This window comes from Microcella pacifica (assembly GCF_009371975.2).
GTDB lineage: Bacteria > Actinomycetota > Actinomycetes > Actinomycetales > Microbacteriaceae > Microcella > Microcella pacifica.
In genome coordinates, this window is record NZ_VIKT02000011.1 from 1 (window position 1) to 17,145 (window position 17,145).

A 17,145-nucleotide genomic window follows, 5' to 3' on the forward strand; every position below is an offset into this window, starting at 1 on the left:
GCGAGGTGGTCGCCGACACCTTCATCGCACTCAGCGCATAAAGCGAAGGATCAGCCGTTACACCACTTCCAGGGACTTGACCGCTCGCCGGCGAGGCGAAGCGAGAGGTGGTTGGTGGGCTCGTCGAGCAAGAAGAGGTGCGGCGGCCGCGCGACGACGAGCGCGAGCGCCACCCGCCGCTGCTGCCCGATCGAGAGCGCGCCCACCGGCCGGTCTAGGTCGCGCGGCGCGAGCAGTCCGAGGTCGGCCAGCGGCACCGTATCGGCGCGACGCGCACCGACCGAACGCTCGTAGACCTCTCGCGGCTTGCGCTCTGCGACGCCGAACTCGTGTGCACGGGCTCTCGCCACTTGGAACCGGGGATCTCGGGATCGCACTCTGGAGCCGTTCCGCCACAGTGCCGAACGAGGCGAGGCGGGTCTTGCGTCTAGCCCCAATATGGTGACGTCATGGCCGAGTATGCGCGGCCCTGATGCACAATGAGAGAGGGTCTCTGATGACACGCGTCGCTTGGGAACGATATGAGGGCAACGACGTCGAAGCTGTCGTCGCGATGCTCATCAACCGGGAACGCCCAAACTCTGTGCGGATCACACCATCAAGAGGCGATGGCGGAGTCGACATCCTCGACCGAGGCGCGGCCGCGAATGGCGGGGATGTCGTCTATCAGGTCAAGCGCCACACGGGGCCGCTCTCGACGACTCAACAGAAAAACGTTGAGGAGTCATGGACTCGGCTGCAAACCGACACTCGGTGGGCGACGCTCAACGTCCAGGAATGGCATCTCGTCACGCCTTGGGATCCGACACCCGAAGCTGACGCTTGGCTACAAGGCCTCGACGGCAGCGTGCGCACTGTGGTGTGGCACGGCCTGACCTTCGTGGAGGCACTCGCCGCAAAGTACCCGGAAGTCATCGATTACTACTTGGATGGCGGCAAGGGCCGCATCGAGCAGGCCTACCAAGCAGTCGTCGCCTTGCTCGGGCCCGCCGACGCAGGTCAGGAGTTGGATGTCCCCACCGTTTCGTCTCGGTTGGCGACAGCACTCACGGTTCTCGACGGAGATCCCCACTACCGGTATGAACTCCGGCTCGGCGAAGGAGAGCTACCGGGCCTGGTCGAGCGGCCGAACCTGATGATGACGTGGATTCAGTCCGATGGGAAGGGCAGTAGGTGGCAGGCCGTCGACGTCATCGCTCGATGTGCAGCCTCGGCCACGGAGCGTCCCATCGTCATATCCGGAACTATGAGCGCGGAAGGCGGAACCGATCTGGCGACGGCTCTTCAAGACTTCTTCGACTACGGCGCACCGTTTGCGGCACCGGTTGGGGCATTTGAAGGCAGTATCGACGCGCCCGGCGGACTCGGCGGCCCCTTGACGAACGCGGCAATGCAAGTCCTTCCGGTTGGCGACGAGGTGGGAACTGACCCAGACCTCATCCTCGCAACCCACTCCGCCGAGGGTGTGACCCTCGCCGAGACTGAGGCAACCCGGGTTGAGCGAAGCGAAGGCACAAGAGGCCTCCGCGTGGTTCTGCAGCAGAAGAACAACGTCTTCACGATCGAGGACCGCTACACAGCGTCGGAGGGCGGAAGTCGACAGCTCCGGTTCGGTGACTACTCGAACCAGCCCGCGTTGGACGTACAAGACGCTTTGGCCTTCATCACGTCAGCATCGCCCCCGAACACCGTCTACGTGCGACGGAAGGGCGCCCCTCCCCTGACCGCGACCGTCGACCCGAACTGGAACTTTGTCTTCCCCGATGAGATACGCGAGGTCCTCAAGGGTGTCGCGGTTCCCGTTGACGCGCTGGCACGGCTGCAACAACACACGGGCACCATCATCCGAGTTCCACACCTGACCGAGACCACCTTCGCTCAGGTTGCAGAGTGGCGGCGCGCGGCCACAATCCTCGAGGGGAAAGAGGTCATAGCTGCTTATCCGGAAGGCCACGCCCTGGGGGTCGAGCTGCCAGCTGAGGTTGACACGATTCCGGGCCTATTCGCCATCGACGTCCCGCTTGAGGTCACCGTCGGTGAACAGACGATCCACTTCGGCACGGCTCGAATGTGGATAAAAGACGCAACTTTCCTTGAACGACGCGAAGTCGATGGTCGTTCGGTGCACTGGCTCACGACACCCAATCGGCGCGTCCGATTCTCCATGCCCAAGGACCTTGCAGACGACACAGCAGGTTGAGCACCCCTTGGCTGCCCCGGCCTGGTTGCGGATCAGTCGAACGAGATACTCCCAGGGGTCCAGTCAACGATCTTCGCCGTCGTGACACCAGCGTCGGCTCCGGGGATCAGCCGGAAGGTATCTCCGGGGTGGAGGGCCGCGGGATCGATCCCTGGTTCGAGCTGGACTGAATGCGCGGTGCTGGCGAGAGGATGGTCGATCGTATACTTCCGGTTCCCGAGCTGAAACACGGGTGCTTCTACCTTGACCAGATGGCCGCCGGAGGCGACGCTCGCGGCGACTTCCTTGATGCGCGCGGCCCCCGCAGGATCCTCGGGCACCCGGAGGGTGACATCTGTCCAGTACCAACGGTGCGCGGTGCCACCGTAAATTGAAGCCAGGAGCGAGAGGTAGCGGAACTGACCGTCGGTAATGTCCTCGATTGAGGGCATGACGAGCACGGCCGCCGTGTGAGCCTGCAACCGGACGAGAAGCTGCGCGACCGGCAGATGAATCGCTCCCAGCGCAGTCGGCAGGACAGTTCCATGCGCTCGAATAAGAGACTGGCCGTTGCCGGTTTCCACAGAAAGGACATCGCCTTCGCTGATTCGCAGCAGGGTTTCGAGCTCATCGCGGACAGCTTCGGGGTTGCGCCTATCAACGTCCCCCATCTGCGCTCTTGCGTCAACGCCCTCGCCGTGCTTGAACCGCAGCTCGAAGTTGAGCCCCCGCTCGGGCGTGTCGGCGACGAGACGCAACCAGCCGGTACGCGCACCGACCGTGCGTGCGGCAACGACCAGCGGTATGCGGAACCGACTCTCCCCATCGCTTGCGATGCAGCGCAGGTAGAGCGGTGGCGCGTCATCGCGGCTTCTCTCAACGAAGGAGACCGTTGATTCGACCGGCTCGTGGTCGGCGAAGGGGCCGCCAACGGTGGTCGTTCTGACGTGCGCGTCCTGGAATGGAATGCCCCATTCGGACCAAGTTCTCACGGCGTCATGTTCAGGTGTGCCCGGGGCCGCCAGGAACTCCATGTTCAGGGTGATGGGATCGATCTCAACTGCATCCGCGGAGCGCGGCACTACGGACTCGTATTTCCACCGAGCGTCTCCGAGATAGGTCATCCGGTGATAGACGGCCGGATCATCATCAGCCGGCAGCGGAACCTCATGGGTGTGAGCCGCCGTGCGGGTGCCGTGCTCAATGCGGTAGTTCTCGCTGACCGTGTCACGGATGGCGTCCAGCGCGTCCTGCCGGGTCTCGATCGCATCGAGCATCGTCAGCGTTTCGCCACGCTCGACCGGCGAGGATGCCAGCATCGCCTTCTGGCTGATGAACTGCTCCAGCACCCCCTCACCATGAACGAACCGCCGCATGGTCTCGGGATAGCGGTCCGCGAGACCAGCGATGAAGGCGTCGCTGTCCCACTGGCACGGGATCGATGCGCCCGTGGTGAGCTCGTCAAACAGAGCGATGCGCTCTTCGGTCGGTGTCCAGGGCGTCACGAGGTGGTAGCGGGCGACCCGATGTTCGCCTGGAGTGACGTGTTCTTCTACGAACCGTTCCCAAGACTTCTTGACCTGACGGAACTGGCTGTCGGTCAGCGCTGTCGTGAAGCCTTTGACCTGCCAGATCTCGAGACCATCGTCTGTCGAGCGAAGGATGTCGATGCCGCCATCACCCTGTGACGGATTGACCTGCCGCGCGTCGGTGTACTCGCGGCGCAAGAGGGTCGCGACAAGAGACTCGATCGAGTCTCCGCTCCGCTGCTGAATCAGCGGCCAGTCGTAGGTGGGCACAGTTCAAGACTACGGACCGGGTCGGAGACGTTGAGCGGGACGCGCTGCTTTGTGATGTGCGAGTCGGCTACCGGTCAGCGACTGGCAATCGCACCCCAGGACGCGGTCCTGAACCATAGAACGAGTCCATCTCCGTCGGTGAGGGTCGCACTAACTGCAGACGTGAGGAACCGCGACGGGTCCTTCGCGAACACTCTCGCCCGTGGCGGCGCGGCGGCTCGGGTCGAGATCGACGAGCGCGGTCGCGACCTCGTCGAGGAACGCGCGGTCGTGGCTCGCGAAGACGACCGGCCCGTGCCAGGCACGCAGCTGCGAGCTCAGCAGGGCGACGCCCGCGTCGTCGAGGTGGTTGGTCGGCTCGTCGAGCACGAGCGCGTCTGGCCGACCCAAGAGGAGGGCCGCGAGGGCGATGCGACTGCGCTGACCTCCCGACACGGCACCGAGCGACGTCGAGAGAGGGATGCCCGCCACGCCGAGACCCTCGAGCAGGGCATCTCGGCGCGAGTCAAGGGCCCACAGCTCAGCCCGCTCGGCGGCGGCCAGCGCCGCGGCGTACTCGTCCGCCGCCGTGGGCCGCGTGCCGAGGTCGCGCGCGGCAGCCTCGAGTGCGCGCTCGATCGCGCGCACAGGGGCGACGGCGTGCTCGAGGAGGGCCGCGATCGGCTGGGTCGAATCGAGGACGACCTCCTGGGGGAGGTAGCCGACGCGCGCGGGTCCCTCCACGCGACCGCCGTCGGGCTCATCGACCCCCGCGAGGATGCGCAGCAGGGTCGACTTGCCTGCGCCGTTCTCGCCGATCAGGCCGAGGCGCGCGCCCGGAGGCGCGACGATGTCGATGCCGTCGAGGATCGTGCGGGAGTCGTAGGAGCGCGTGACGCCGAGCGCACGCAGAGCGGGCGAGGATGACATGAGGAGAGTGCCGTTTCGACCTGCAAGTCTCCCGCCGGGCTGGGCCTCGGGCGCGGGACGGACTGCGTCATCTCTTCATGATGGGGTCGAGAATACCCCACCCCGCCAGTCGATCGCGAGGGGCAGGTCAGCCGGCGGCGCGCTCGGCGGTCTCGACGACGTTCGCGAGGAGGAGCGCCCGCGTCATGGGGCCCACGCCTCCCGGGTTCGGCGACACCCAGCCGGCGACGCTCGCGACATCGGCGGCGACGTCGCCCGCGATGCGCGAGCGGCCAGACTCGGGATCCTCGACGCGGGAGACTCCGACGTCGAGGACGATCGCGCCGGGCGAGACGTCCGCGGCGGAGACGATGCCGGGCACGCCTGCCGCCGCGACGATCACGTCGGCGCGACGCAGGTGCGCGGCGAGGTCGCGCGTGCCCGTGTGGGTGAGCGTCACGGTCGCGTTGTACTCGCGGCGGGTCAGCAGCGCGCCGAGCGAGCGCCCGACGGTCACGCCGCGGCCGACGACGACCACGTCCTTGCCCGCCCACGACAGCCCGTGGCGCTCGACGAGCTCGATCACGCCGCGCGGCGTGCAGGGCAGGGGCGAGTCGATCTCGCGCGTCACGCGCAGCATGAGGCGGCCGAGGTTGGTGGGGTGCAGCCCGTCGGCATCTTTGTCTGGATGCACGCGCTCGAGAATCGCGTCGGTGTCGATGTGGCTCGGCAGCGGCAGCTGCACGATGAACCCCGTGACGGCGTCGTCGGCGTTGAGCTCGTCGATGACGGCCTCGAGCTCGGCCTGCGTCGTCTCCTCCGGCAGGTCGCGGCGAATCGACGCGATGCCCACTTCGGCGCAGTCCTTGTGCTTGCCTCCGACGTACCACCGCGAACCGGGATCGTCGCCGACCAGCACGGTCGCCAGCCCGGGCACGATGCCGCGCTCGGCGAGTGCGGCGACGCGCGTGGTCAGCTCGGCCTTGATGGTCGCGGCGGTCGCCGTTCCATCGAGGATGCTCGCCGCATGCTCCCCTGCCGGCGCGGTCTGCCCCGCCACGGTCACAGGCCCGGGTAGAGCGGGAAGGCGTCGGCGAGGGTCGCGACGCGCGAGCGCAGCGCCGCGATGTCGGGGCTCGGCATGAGCGCGTGCGCGATGACGTCGGCGACCTCGGCGAACTGGGCGTCGTCGAAGCCGCGCGTCGCGAGCGCGGGGGTGCCGATGCGCACGCCGCTCGTCACCATCGGCGGGCGGGGGTCGAAAGGCACCGAGTTGCGGTTGACCGTGATGCCGACCTCGTGCAGCACGTCCTCGGCCTGCTTGCCGTCGACCTCGCTCGCGCGCAGGTCGACGAGGGCGAGGTGCACGTCGGTGCCGCCGCTGAGCACGTCGATGCCCGCGCTGCGCGCGTCGTCGCGCGTGAGCCGGTCGGCGAGCAGCGCGGCGCCCCGCAGGGTGCGCTCCTGACGCTCGCGGAACTCATCCGTCGCGGCGAGCTTGAACGCCGTCGCCTTCGCGGCGATGACGTGCATGAGGGGGCCGCCCTGCTGGCCGGGGAACACGGCCGAGTTGAGCTTCTTGAACAGCTCCTCGTTGTTGCTGAGGATCACACCAGAGCGGGGCCCGGCGAGGGTCTTGTGCACGGTCGAGCTCACGACGTCGGCGTAGGGCAGCGGGGTGGGGTGGAGCCCCGCGGCGACGAGCCCGGCGAAGTGGGCCATGTCGACCCACAGCTTGGCGCCCACCTCGTCGGCGATCGCGCGGAAGGCCGCGAAGTCGAGCTGCCGCGGGTAGGCCGACCAGCCGGCGATGATCACGGCCGGCTTGTGCTCGAGCGCGGCGTCGCGCACGGCATCCATGTCGATGAGCATCGTCTCGGGATCGACGCCGTAGCTGACGGCGTTGTAGAGGCGGCCAGAGAAGTTGAGCTTCATGCCGTGCGTGAGGTGGCCGCCGTGGGACAGCTCGAGGCCGAGAATCGTGTCGCCCGCCGAGGCGATCGCGTGCAGCACGGCGGCGTTCGCGGTGGCGCCCGAGTGCGGCTGCACGTTGGCGAACTGCGCCCCGAAGAGCGACTTGGCCCGCTCGATGGCGAGGTTCTCGGCGATGTCGACGAACTCGCAGCCGCCGTAGTAGCGGCGACCGGGGTACCCCTCGGCGTACTTGTTGGTGAGCACCGAGCCCTGCGCCTCGAGGATCGCGCGGGGCACGAAGTTCTCGCTCGCGATCATCTCGAGCGTGTGCCGCTGGCGGCTCAGCTCCTGGTCGAGCACGGCGGCGATCTCGGGGTCCACCGTCTCGAGCGGCTCGTTGAAGGTCGAAGGCAGGGAATCAGACACGGTCGGCTCCTTGTGCGCGGGCTCAGGGCACGCTGCCCCGGCGGGTGGTGTGCTGAGGGCCCAGGCGAACGGCCCCTCGCCGTGTCAGTCGCTTCCTGATGGTGACCCATCTGAACGCCAGTTGCGACAGAGTCGAGTCTACCGCGGGTCGCGGCGCTCGTGCTGAGCGCGCGCAGGGTGCTCCGGCAGCACGATCGACCCGGTGATGAGCGGCACGCTCGACTCGTCCGCCTCGTCGTCGTCGGCGATGACGGCAGGGGCGCGACGGGCGCGCACCAGGTCGACGACCACGAGCAGGGCGAGACCGAACCCGATGATCGCGGCCTGCACGAGCGCGAGGTCCGGCGTCGGCAGCACGACGAAGAGCGCCCCGCCGATCGCGGCCCCGCCGCCGATGCCGACGTTGAACGCCGTCGTGAGCAGCGCGGCACCCACGTCGCGCACGCGCGCCGACGCGGTGTGCAGCAGGCGCGTCTGCAGGAGGGTCGGGATGCCGCCGAAGGCGGCGCCCCACACGAAGAGCAGCGCGATGACGAGCAGCGGTACCCCCGCCGAGAGGCCCACACCTGCCACGGCCGCGGCGACGACCCCGAGCATCCCGTACAGCCCTCCGCGGGGGAATCGCGACCCGAGGAATCCGGCGAGGACCAAGCCGATCGCCCCGGCGCCCCCGTAGACGAACAGGAGCGCGCCGACGCTCGCCTCCGCGAAGCCCGCCGAGTCGATGAGGAACGGGGCGATGTAGGTGTAGAAGACGTTCTGGCCGCCCACGACGATGAGCACGAGCAGGCAGATGAACAGCACGGCGGGGAACGTGGGGTCGCGGCGAGCGGGCAGGGTGATCTCGCCCGTCGAGAGGGTCGGGCGGTGCTGGACGGCGGGCAGGAAGCGCACCACGAGCACGAGCAGCACGAGCACGATCGCGGCGATGACGCCGAACGCGGCACGCCAGCCGAGGGCCGTGCCGAGCGCGGTGCCGGCCGGCACGCCGAGAACGAACGCGGCGGTGCCGCCACCGCTCGTGACCGCGACCGCCCGGGCGATCTGGTGGCGCGGCACGAGGTGGCCCGAATAGGCGCCCGCGATCGCCCAGAACAGACCGTGGGCGAGACCGCCGAGCACGCGGGCCACGACGAGGAGGGCGTAGTCGGGGGCGATCGCCGCGCCCACGTTCGCGATCGCGAAGAGCACGAGCACGGCGAGCAGCAGGTGCTTGCGATCGAATCGGCGCGTGAGGGCCGCGAGCGGCGCGGTCGTGAGCACCACGGTGCCCGCGAAGATCGTGATGAGCAGCCCCACTTGCGCTTCGGAGACATCGAGGTCGGCAGCGATCTGCGGCAGCAGTCCCGTCGGCAGGAACTCGCTCGTGACCATGAAGAAGATCGCGGTGGACAGGGTGAGCAGCCCGACCCAGGGGAACGGTCGAGAGGGGTGAGTCATGTGAGTGGCAAAGCTTTCGCGGTCGGCACGACGGGCCGACTGTCCCGGGGAATGGCCGAGCCGACCATCCGGTTCTACGCTAGCGTCCCGACCCGTCGATCGGAGAACGCATGACCGCGACCCTGCCCATCGTCCGGCTCTTCCGCTCTCGGGGTCCCGGTTCTGACCGCGTGGCCTTCATCGAGCTGTTCTTCGACCTCGTGTTCGTCTTCGCCGTCACGCAGCTCGCTCACCACCTCATTGAGCACCTCACGCCCAGCGGTGTGCTCGAGACGCTCGTCATGCTCGTCGCCGTCTGGTGGCTGTGGATCTATACGACGTGGGTGACGAACTGGATGAACCCCGAACGCGGCCCCGTGCGGTGGATGCTCATCATCGTCATGCTCGTGGGTCTCGTGCTCAGCACCGCCATTCCTGAGGCGTTCACCGATCGCGGCCTCCAGTTCGCGCTCGCCTACGTGGTCATCCAGGTCGGGCGGAGCGCATTCGTCGCGATCAGCTACCGGCGCGTCGGGCTTCCCGTCCCCGCGGCGAACCTCGTGCGCATCACCATCTGGTTCGGCTTCTCGGCGCCATTCTGGATCGGCGGGGCGATCGTTGGCGGCACCCCGCAGCTGATGCTGTGGACCGTCGCCCTCGCAATAGAGCTCCTCGCCCCCACCCTGCTCTACCGGGTGCCCTTCATGAAGACAGTAGCGCTCGAAGCGTTCGATGTAGCGGGCGCCCACATGGCCGAGCGTGCCGGGCTGTTCATGATCCTCGCGCTCGGCGAATCGATCATCGTCACGGGAACCCTATTCAGCCGCAACGAGATCACGACCTCGAGCGTGCTCGCACTGCTTGCCGCGTTCGCGGGCACGATCCTGTTCTGGCTGCTCTACTTCAGCCACGGCGCGGAGCACGGCAGCCGATTCATCCAGCGCGCGCAGAGCGATAGCGGCCGCATCGCGCGCCTCACCTACACGTACCTTCACATGATCCTCGTCGGCGGGGTCGTGCTGCTCGCGGTCGGCGATGATCTCGTGCTCGCGCATCCCGATGATCCCGTGGATGCCGCGACGCTCGCGATCGTGACCGCGGCACCTGCCCTCTACCTGCTGGGCAACCTGCTCTTCAAGCGCTCGATCGGTCGACCGTGGCTACGGTCGCACCTCGTGGGTATGGCGGCGCTCACGGCACTCTGGCTCGCCGCCCCCGCGATTCCCGGGCTCACGCCGCTCGCGCTCACCTGGATCGTCAACGGCATCGTCGCGCTCGTCGTCGTCATCGACGAGTACGTCTGGCCGACCGCCGAGGACGAAGACGCCGGAGAGGACGAGGACGACGCCGTTCGCGCCGATGAGAGCGAGCGCGGACGCGCCGCCGAATAGGCTGGAGGGCGTGACAAGCCCCCTTCACCACTGGATCGTGACCATCGTCTGCGACGACCGGCCCGGCATCGTGCATGCCGTGACAGGCGCGATCGTCGAGGCTCAGGGCAACATCACCGAGCTGCAGCAGTTCTCGGGGCTCGAGAGCGGCCGCTTCTTCCTGCGCCTGCAGACCGAGACCGCGACCGATCACGGTGGCCTGCTCGCCGCTCTGCAGCCGGTCATCGAGAGCTACGGCATGGAGTGCCGCGTCGACCGCGTCGGTCGCCCCCTGCGCACGCTCGTGCTCGTCTCGAAGGCGGCACACTGCCTCAACGATCTGCTGTTCCGTCAGCGCAGCGGGCAGCTGCCGGTGCAGATTCCGCTCGTGCTCGGCAACCACCCCGACCTCGCCGAGCTCGCGAGCTTCTACGACGTCCCCTTCGAGTCGCGTCCTGTGACGACTGCCGAGGAGAAGACGGCGTTCGAGGAGCGCGTGCTGCGCGCGGTGGAGGAGCACGACATCGAACTCGTCGTGCTCGCCCGCTACATGCAGATCCTCTCCCCCGAGCTGTGCGCCGCGCTCGAGGGCCGCATCATCAACATCCACCACTCGTTCCTGCCGGGCTTCAAGGGCGCGAACCCGTACCGGCAGGCCCACCAGCGGGGCGTGAAGCTCATCGGTGCGACGGCGCACTTCGTCACGAGCGACCTCGACGAGGGCCCCATCATCGAGCAGAACGTCGTGCGGGTCGACCACTCGCGCTCGCCGGCCGAGCTCGTCGCGATCGGGCAGGACGAGGAGAGCCGCACTCTCAGCCAGGCGGTCACCTGGTTCGCGGAGGACCGCGTGCTGCTCGACGGCCAGCGCACCATCATCTTCCAGTAGTCGCTCGCTCCCCACCCGAAGGGCTCGCATGACCACGACACTGCTCACCGGCGGCCGACTGCTCGACGCCGACGGCTCCCGACACGGCTGGATCCTCCTCGAGGGGGATCGCATCGCGGCGACCGGCCTCAAGGGTCGGGATGCTCCGCCTCCCGCCGCGACCACGATCGACCTGGCCGGCCGCACGCTCACCCCCGGGTTCATCGACCTGCACGGGCACGGCGGCGGGGGTGCCGCGTACGACAATGGGCCCGACGAGATTCGTCAGGCGCTCGCGACGCACCGCGCCCACGGCACCACCCGCTCGGTGATCTCTCTCGTGGCCAACCCGCTCGACGACGTCGTCGCGAGCCTCGGCGTGGTCGCGGCGCTCTCCGAGAGCGACCCGACCGTCGTCGGCGCGCACCTCGAGGGCCCCTTCCTCGCGATCGGGCGCCGTGGAGCTCACTCCCCCGAGTTCCTGCGCGAGCCCGATGAGGCCACCGTCGCGACCCTTCTCGAGGCGGGCGACGGCTGCATCAGGCAGGTCACGATCGCCCCCGAGCTGCCCGGCGCGGTCGACGCGGTGCGGCAGTTCGTCGCCGCGGGCGTCGTCGTCGCGATCGGGCACACGGAGGCCGACGAGTACCTCGCGCGCGCCGCCTTCGAGGCGGGGGCGACGCTCGTGACGCACATCTTCAACGCGATGCCGGGCATCCACCACCGCGACCCGGGCCCGATCGTCGCGGGCTTCGATGACGACACCGTGACCCTCGAGCTCGTGCTCGACGGCGTGCACGTGCACCCCTCCGTGGCCCAGATGATCTTCCGCGCCGCGCCGCACCGGGTCGCGCTCGTGACCGACGCCATGGCGGCCGCGGGAGGGCAGGACGGCTACTACCAGCTCGGCTCGCTCAACGTCACCGTGCAGAACGGGCTCGCCGTGCTCAACGGCACGCAGACGATCGCCGGCTCGACCCTCACGCAGGATGTCGCGCTGCGCACGGCCGTGACCGTTGCGGGCATCGACGAGGCCCGGGCGGTCGAGGCGCTCACCCGCACGCCCGCGTGCGTGCTGGGCCGCGACGACGAGTGGGGCTCGCTCGCGGCGGGCTTCGCCGCCGACGTCGTCGTGCTCGACGACGCGTGGCGCACCGAGCGCGTCTGGGCGAACGGGGTCGTCGTCGGCGGCTAGGGCGCCTGCCACGTGGGCTTGTGCGCCCACGCGTAGCGGTAGTAGTCGGCGAATCGCAGGGCCGTCGCCGCCTCCTCGTCGACGACGACCGTCGCACGCGGGTGCAGCTGGATCGCCGAGCCGGGGTGCGATGCCGTGAGCGGCCCCTCGACCGCGGCCGCCACGGCCTCAGCCTTGCCCGCGCCGAAGGCGAGCAGCACGAGGTGACGAGCGCGCAGGATCGTGCCGAGCCCCTGCGTGATGCAGTGCAGGGGCACGTCGTCCGGCGACGCGAAGAATCGCGCGTTGTCGCGCCGGGTGCGCTCGGTGAGCGTCTTGACCCGTGTGAGCGACGCGAACGACGATCCGGGCTCGTTGAACCCGATGTGGCCGGTGGCGCCGATGCCGAGCAGCTGCAGATCGACTCCGCCCGCGGCCTCGAGGTCGGCTTCGTATCGCTCTCCCGCCGTCTCGAGCGGGCCGCCGTCGTCGCCGGGAACCCTGATGCGCGCCGGGTCGAGCCCGAGCGGCGCGACGACCTCCCGGTCGATCACGGAGCGGTACGACTCGGGATGCCCCGCCTCCAGCCCCACGTACTCGTCGAGTGCGAACCCGCGCACGTCGCGCAGCAGGGCCGCGTGCGGCACGAGCGCCTCGTACACGGGCAGGGGCGTGGACCCGGTGGCGAGACCCAGCACGGCGTCGGCGCGGCGCCGCACGAGCCCGACGATGAGGTCGGCCACGAGAATCCCGGCCTCGCGTGCGGAGGGCACGATGATCACCTCGCTCACGGCGCTACCGTGCTCTCGCTCAACCCCGCGCTCACGATCGCCGCCGGGGCAGGCCGCTGAGCGATGAGCGCGGCCCCGACGGCCGCCACGAAGGGCTCCGGAGGTGCGAGCAGCACCCGGCGGCCCAGGTCGAGCGAGGCGAGGAACGGCGAGGTGCGGGCGCCGGTGTCGAGCCGATCCCGCACCCCACCGAGCAGGCGATCGCCGAGGGAGCTCAGGCCTCCCCCGATGACCACCGCATCGACGTCGACGGTGAGCACGAGGATGCGCACCGCCGCCGCGACATTGTCGACGAGCCGCGCAGCGACCGCGGCAGCCCGCTCGTCGCCGCGCTCGGCCGCGTCGAAGAGCGCGCTCGCCGGCGCTCCATCGCCTTCGGGCCACAAGCGCGCGAGCGCCGACCCGGAGGCGAGGGTCTCGAGGCAGCCGCGCTGCCCGCACGGGCACAGCTCTCCAGCGGGATCCACCGGGATGTGCCCGATCTCGCCGGCGACGCCGCGCACGCCGCGCCACAGCTCGCCGTCGAGCACGAAGCCCGCAGCGAGCCCGGTGCCGAGGTTGAGGTAGGCCATGGAGCCGGTGGCGGGGCGGCCCAGGAGGTGGTGCACGCCGAGCGCGGCTGCGTTGACGTCGTTCTCGACGTGCACGGCGCTGCCGATGCGCGCGCACAGCATCACTCCGAGATCGAGGGATTCGAGGCCGAGGTTCACGGCGTGCGCGACGTGGCCGGAGGCGGCATCGACCCGGCCGGGTATTCCGACCCCGATCGATGCGAAGTCGCGCGGCGCGATGCTGGCCCGTTGCGCGAGGTCGCTGATCGCGGTCACGGCACTCTCCACGACGGCGTCGGCTCCGAACCCGGTGGGGCTGCGCCGGTGGTCGATGACGGCTCCGGCCGCATCGAGCACGACGGCGAGGGTCTTCGTGCCGCCGATGTCGACGCCGATGCGTAGCGCGCTCACGACTCCTCCCCCGTGCCGGCTCGGCCCTCGAGCCAGTCGAGCAGCGCTGCGCCCATGGCCCGCGAGGCGCCCCACGTGACCACGTCTGCGTACCTGCGATCGGCGTCCGGCCACCCCATCTCGACCACGATCGTCTCGGGATGCTCGGCACGCGTGGTGTCGATGAGCGAGCGCACCCACGCATGCCGGTGGTGGCCCTGGCCGACGATGACCGGCTGCACGCCGTGCGGCACGTCGAGCGCGTGCCCCTCGAGGACGACCTTGGCGTCGGCGCCCGCCGCGACCGGGCCCCACGGGGCGACGCCGACGGCGATGTTCGCCGTCGTGTGCACGCTCACGAGCTGCCGTCGGGCACGCACGCGCACCGCGGGATCGGCGTCGATAACGCCCTGCAGCAGCTCGGCGTCGAAGCTCGGCTCGTCGTCGGGTGTGACCCACTCCGGCACGGGGTTCTGCGCGGCGAGGCTCGCCGACTCCTCGGCGAGGGCGCGCACGCGCGCGGCCGCATCCGCGACGCGATCCGCGGCCAGCTCGCCGCTCGCGAGTGCCAAAGCGATGGCCGCCTCGATGTCGTCGAGATCGTCGGCGGTCGTACCCGTGCCGATGCACAGGAGGTCGCAGCCGGCCGCGAGGGCGCGCACCGCCGCACGAGGGATGCCGATCTCGCCGCTCGCGCCGACCATGTCGAGGGCATCCGACACGATGACGCCCTCGAAGCCCAACTCGCCCCGCAGAAGGTCGGTGAGAATGCGGCTCGAGAAGGTCGCAGGGTCGTCGGCGTCGACGTCCGGCAGCAGGATGTGCGACGACATGATCGTGCGGGCGCCCGCCTCGATCGCCGCGCGGAACGGCACGAGCTCACGCTGCCGCAGCTGCTCGAGCGTGCCCGCGACGACCGGCAGGGAGAGGTGCGAGTCGAGCGCCGTGTCCCCGTGGCCGGGGAAGTGCTTGACGCTCGCCGCGATGCCCGTCGACTGCAGGCCGCGCACCCACGCCGCCGTGTGGCGGGCGACGTGCGCGGGGTCGGCGCCGAACGACCGCGTGCCGATGACGGGGTTGAGCGGGTTGGAGTTGACGTCCGCGTCCGGCGCGAGATCGAGGTCGATGTCCGCGAGCCGCAGCTCCCAGCCGACAACGCGCGCGACGTACTCCGTGAAGGCGAGGTCGTCGAGGCGGCCCAGCACGGCGTTGCCGGGGTAGGGCGAGCCCACGTCGTAGTAGAGCCGCGTGACGTCGCCGCCCTCCTCGTCGATCGCGACGATCGCGCGCGGGTTCGCGTCGCGGATCTGCGCGACGAGACTGCGCAGCTGGTCGCGGGATCGGATGTTCGGGCCGAAGACGCACACGCCCGCGAGCCCGGCGCGCAACCGGTCGGCGAGCCACTCGGGCAGCTCGGTGCCGATGAAGCCCGGCAGGAGCGTGCCCCGTGCCCCGGTCTTGCTGTCGCCGGTCATCCTTTCACCGCCCCCGCGACGAGGCCGCTCGTCATGCGCCCCTGGACGACGAGGAAGAAGATGATGACGGGGATCGCCATGAGCGTCGAGCCGGCCATGATCGCCGCCCAGTTCGTCGTCTGAGTCGCCTGCTGGAAGGTACGCAGCCACACCGGCAGCGTCATCATCTCAGGGCGGCTCATGACGACGAGCGCGAGCAGGAACTCGTTCCACGCCTGGATGAACGCGAACACGCCGGTCGCGACGAGGCCGGGCGCGAGGAGGGGGAAGGTGATCTTCCAGAATGCCTGCGTGCGCGTGCATCCGTCGATCATCGCCGCCTCCTCGAGATCGATGGGCACGCCGTTGACGAAGCCCCGCAGCGTCCAGATCGTGAACGGCAGCACGGTCGCGACGTAGACGAAGGTGAGGCCCGCGACGGTGTTGAGCAGCTGCCAGCCGTCGAGCACGCGGAACGTAGACACGATCATCGCCTCGGCAGGGATCATCTGGATGACGAGGATCGCGAGGATGAAGCTCTTGCGCCCGCGGAAGCGGAAGCGCGTGACGGCGAGAGCCGCGAGGAACGCGAACAGTAGCGCGATCATGACGGTGAGCAGGGTGACCGTGATCGACGTGCCGAGCGCGGGCAGGAACGGCGCGCGGCCGCCCTCGCCGAGCACGACCTCGTAGTTGCGCCAGGTGAACTCGTCGGGCCAGAAGTGCGGCTCGGGCCCGCGGATGGCGTTGTTGGGCAGGAAGGACGAGTTCACCATCCAGTAGACGGGGAACACGCTCATGAGGAAGATGACGACGGCGATCGCGCTGAGAGCGACGGTCGTGACCCGGCGCTTGAGAAGTGCCGGGCTCACAGCGTCTCCTCCTGGATCGACTTGCGCACGTAGTAGATCGAGATCGACATCATGATGATGACGAGGATGACGGCGATCGCGCCACCGGCCCCGAAGTCGCCCGTGCCGAGCGACGTCTGGAAGATGTAGACCCCGATCGTCGAGGTCTGCTCCCGGATACCGCCGATGCCCTGCAGGGCATAGATCTGCGTGAACACGCGCAGGTCCCAGATGACCTGCAGGATCGTGACGACGATGAAGATCGACTTGAGGTAGGGGAACACGATGAGACGGAACCGCGCGAGGCCGCCGGCGCCGTCGAGCTGCGCGGCCTCGAGCACCTCGCCCGGCACTTGCGTGAGGCCCGCGTAGATGGTGAAGGCCACGAAGGGCACCGACTGCCACGTGATGATGACGGTCGCGACGGCGAAGAAGCTCAGGGGCTCGATGAGCCAGGAGTGACCGATCATGTCGACGCCGGGCAGCTGGCTGAGCAGGTAGTTGATGACGCCGAACTGGGTGTCGAACATCCAGCCCCAGACGACGACCGCGGTGAGCGCCGGCATGGCCCACGCGAGAAGGAGGCCGATGGAGACGAGCAGGCGGAAGAAGCGCGTGAGGCGCATCATGAGCACCGCCACGAGGGTGCCGAGCGTCATCGTGAGCACGACGTTGACGGCGGCGAACAGGAAGCTGCGGCTGAGCACGGCCCAGAACGCGGAGTCGGTGAGCACGTCGGCGTAGTTGTCGAGCCCGACGAAGGGGGCGGGAGCCCCGAACACCTGGGGGCGCCCGAACTCCTGGAAGGAGATGATGACGAGCTGCAGGAGGGGCCAGCCGATGATGGCGAGGAGCACGATCGTCGTCGGCACGAGCAGCATGATCGGGGTCAGGGGGCGTCGACGTCGGCGCGGGCGGGGCGCGGCTGCCGAGTCCGGGCGGCCGCCGTCCACCGGCGGCGGGGCCGGTGTGCGCATGCCCGAGGGGGCGAGTGCCATGGGATGCTCCTACTAGATTGAGAGGGTGCCGTCACCTTCCTAGGGCGATGGTCACCGTCCGGTGGTGGCCAGG

The 17,145-nt window shown here is 69.2% G+C and carries 15 protein-coding genes and 1 riboswitch; of the genes, 4 read left to right on the plus strand and 11 right to left on the minus strand.

The genetic code is table 11. The features are described from left to right. Positions 1-50 precede the first annotated feature (50 nt). The gene (locus FK219_RS14255) at positions 51-350 is read right to left on the minus strand and encodes an ATP-binding cassette domain-containing protein (RefSeq protein ID WP_407941893.1); all 300 of its coding nucleotides are present in this window, start codon (positions 348-350) and stop codon (positions 51-53) included. Between the two features lie 146 nt (positions 351-496). Between FK219_RS14255 and FK219_RS07590 the strand changes: the two genes are divergently transcribed. Further along, positions 497-2,200, plus strand: coding sequence for a restriction endonuclease (locus FK219_RS07590; RefSeq protein ID WP_165638077.1), 1,704 nt, complete (start codon positions 497-499; stop codon positions 2,198-2,200). A 32-nt stretch (positions 2,201-2,232) separates the two neighbouring features. Here the strand turns inward: FK219_RS07590 and FK219_RS07595 are convergent, their stop codons facing one another. The 5 genes from FK219_RS07595 to FK219_RS07615 form a co-directional block, all read right to left on the minus strand. Then, entirely contained in the window at positions 2,233-3,978 is a 1,746-nt protein-coding gene (locus tag FK219_RS07595; RefSeq protein ID WP_152582468.1) for a hypothetical protein, read from the minus strand. A 150-nt stretch (positions 3,979-4,128) separates the two neighbouring features. Continuing rightward, complete coding sequence (locus tag FK219_RS07600) at positions 4,129-4,887, minus strand: ATP-binding cassette domain-containing protein (protein ID WP_152582469.1); 759 nt, start codon at positions 4,885-4,887, stop codon at positions 4,129-4,131. Positions 4,888-5,014: 127 nt separating this feature from the next. Beyond that, positions 5,015-5,926 (minus strand): bifunctional methylenetetrahydrofolate dehydrogenase/methenyltetrahydrofolate cyclohydrolase, encoded by a 912-nt coding sequence (locus FK219_RS07605; protein WP_152582470.1) that lies wholly within the window; start codon positions 5,924-5,926, stop codon positions 5,015-5,017. A 2-nt stretch (positions 5,927-5,928) separates the two neighbouring features. After that, positions 5,929-7,206, minus strand: coding sequence for a serine hydroxymethyltransferase (gene glyA / locus FK219_RS07610; RefSeq protein WP_152582471.1), 1,278 nt, complete (start codon positions 7,204-7,206; stop codon positions 5,929-5,931). A 51-nt stretch (positions 7,207-7,257) separates the two neighbouring features. Beyond that, positions 7,258-7,341: riboswitch (ZMP/ZTP riboswitch) on the minus strand. Between the two features lie 3 nt (positions 7,342-7,344). Then, entirely contained in the window at positions 7,345-8,646 is a 1,302-nt protein-coding gene (locus FK219_RS07615; RefSeq protein ID WP_152582472.1) for an MFS transporter, read from the minus strand. A 110-nt stretch (positions 8,647-8,756) separates the two neighbouring features. On the opposite strand from FK219_RS07615, the gene FK219_RS07620 reads away from it, so the two are divergent. From FK219_RS07620 to nagA, 3 genes are read left to right on the plus strand one after another with little or no spacing between them, the layout of a single operon-like run. Beyond that, entirely contained in the window at positions 8,757-10,016 is a 1,260-nt protein-coding gene (locus FK219_RS07620) for a low temperature requirement protein A (protein ID WP_152582473.1), read from the plus strand. Next, positions 9,985-10,884 carry a formyltetrahydrofolate deformylase gene (gene purU / locus FK219_RS07625; RefSeq protein WP_152582474.1) on the plus strand — a complete coding sequence of 300 codons (900 nt, stop codon included), beginning with the start codon at positions 9,985-9,987 and terminating at the stop codon, positions 10,882-10,884. Before FK219_RS07620 ends, purU begins: the two co-directional genes overlap by 32 nt. 28 nt (positions 10,885-10,912) lie before the next feature. Continuing rightward, on the plus strand, positions 10,913-12,058 hold the full coding sequence (nagA, locus tag FK219_RS07630) for an N-acetylglucosamine-6-phosphate deacetylase (protein ID WP_152582475.1): 1,146 nt from the start codon (positions 10,913-10,915) through the stop codon (positions 12,056-12,058). On the opposite strand, the gene FK219_RS07635 is transcribed toward nagA, so the two are convergent. The 5 genes from FK219_RS07635 to FK219_RS07655 form a co-directional block, all read right to left on the minus strand. Next, positions 12,055-12,828, minus strand: a complete 774-nt coding sequence (locus FK219_RS07635; RefSeq protein ID WP_152582476.1) for a glucosamine-6-phosphate deaminase — start codon at positions 12,826-12,828, stop codon at positions 12,055-12,057. The two genes, nagA and FK219_RS07635, sit on opposite strands and share 4 nt — an antisense overlap. Continuing rightward, positions 12,825-13,790 (minus strand): ROK family protein, encoded by a 966-nt coding sequence (locus tag FK219_RS07640; protein ID WP_152582477.1) that lies wholly within the window; start codon positions 13,788-13,790, stop codon positions 12,825-12,827. Before FK219_RS07640 ends, FK219_RS07635 begins: the two co-directional genes overlap by 4 nt. Then, positions 13,787-15,244, minus strand: coding sequence for a glycoside hydrolase family 3 protein (locus FK219_RS07645; RefSeq protein WP_152582478.1), 1,458 nt, complete (start codon positions 15,242-15,244; stop codon positions 13,787-13,789). Before FK219_RS07645 ends, FK219_RS07640 begins: the two co-directional genes overlap by 4 nt. Next, positions 15,241-16,023: a carbohydrate ABC transporter permease gene (locus tag FK219_RS07650; RefSeq protein ID WP_152582549.1), complete on the minus strand. Its 783-nt coding sequence runs from the start codon at positions 16,021-16,023 to the stop codon at positions 15,241-15,243. The genes FK219_RS07645 and FK219_RS07650 overlap by 4 nt, the downstream gene beginning before the upstream one ends. Positions 16,024-16,091: 68 nt before the next feature. Continuing rightward, a complete protein-coding gene (locus FK219_RS07655) occupies positions 16,092-17,072 on the minus strand; it encodes a carbohydrate ABC transporter permease (protein WP_152582479.1) in 981 nt (326 codons plus the stop codon). Between the last annotated feature and the right edge of the window lie 73 nt (positions 17,073-17,145).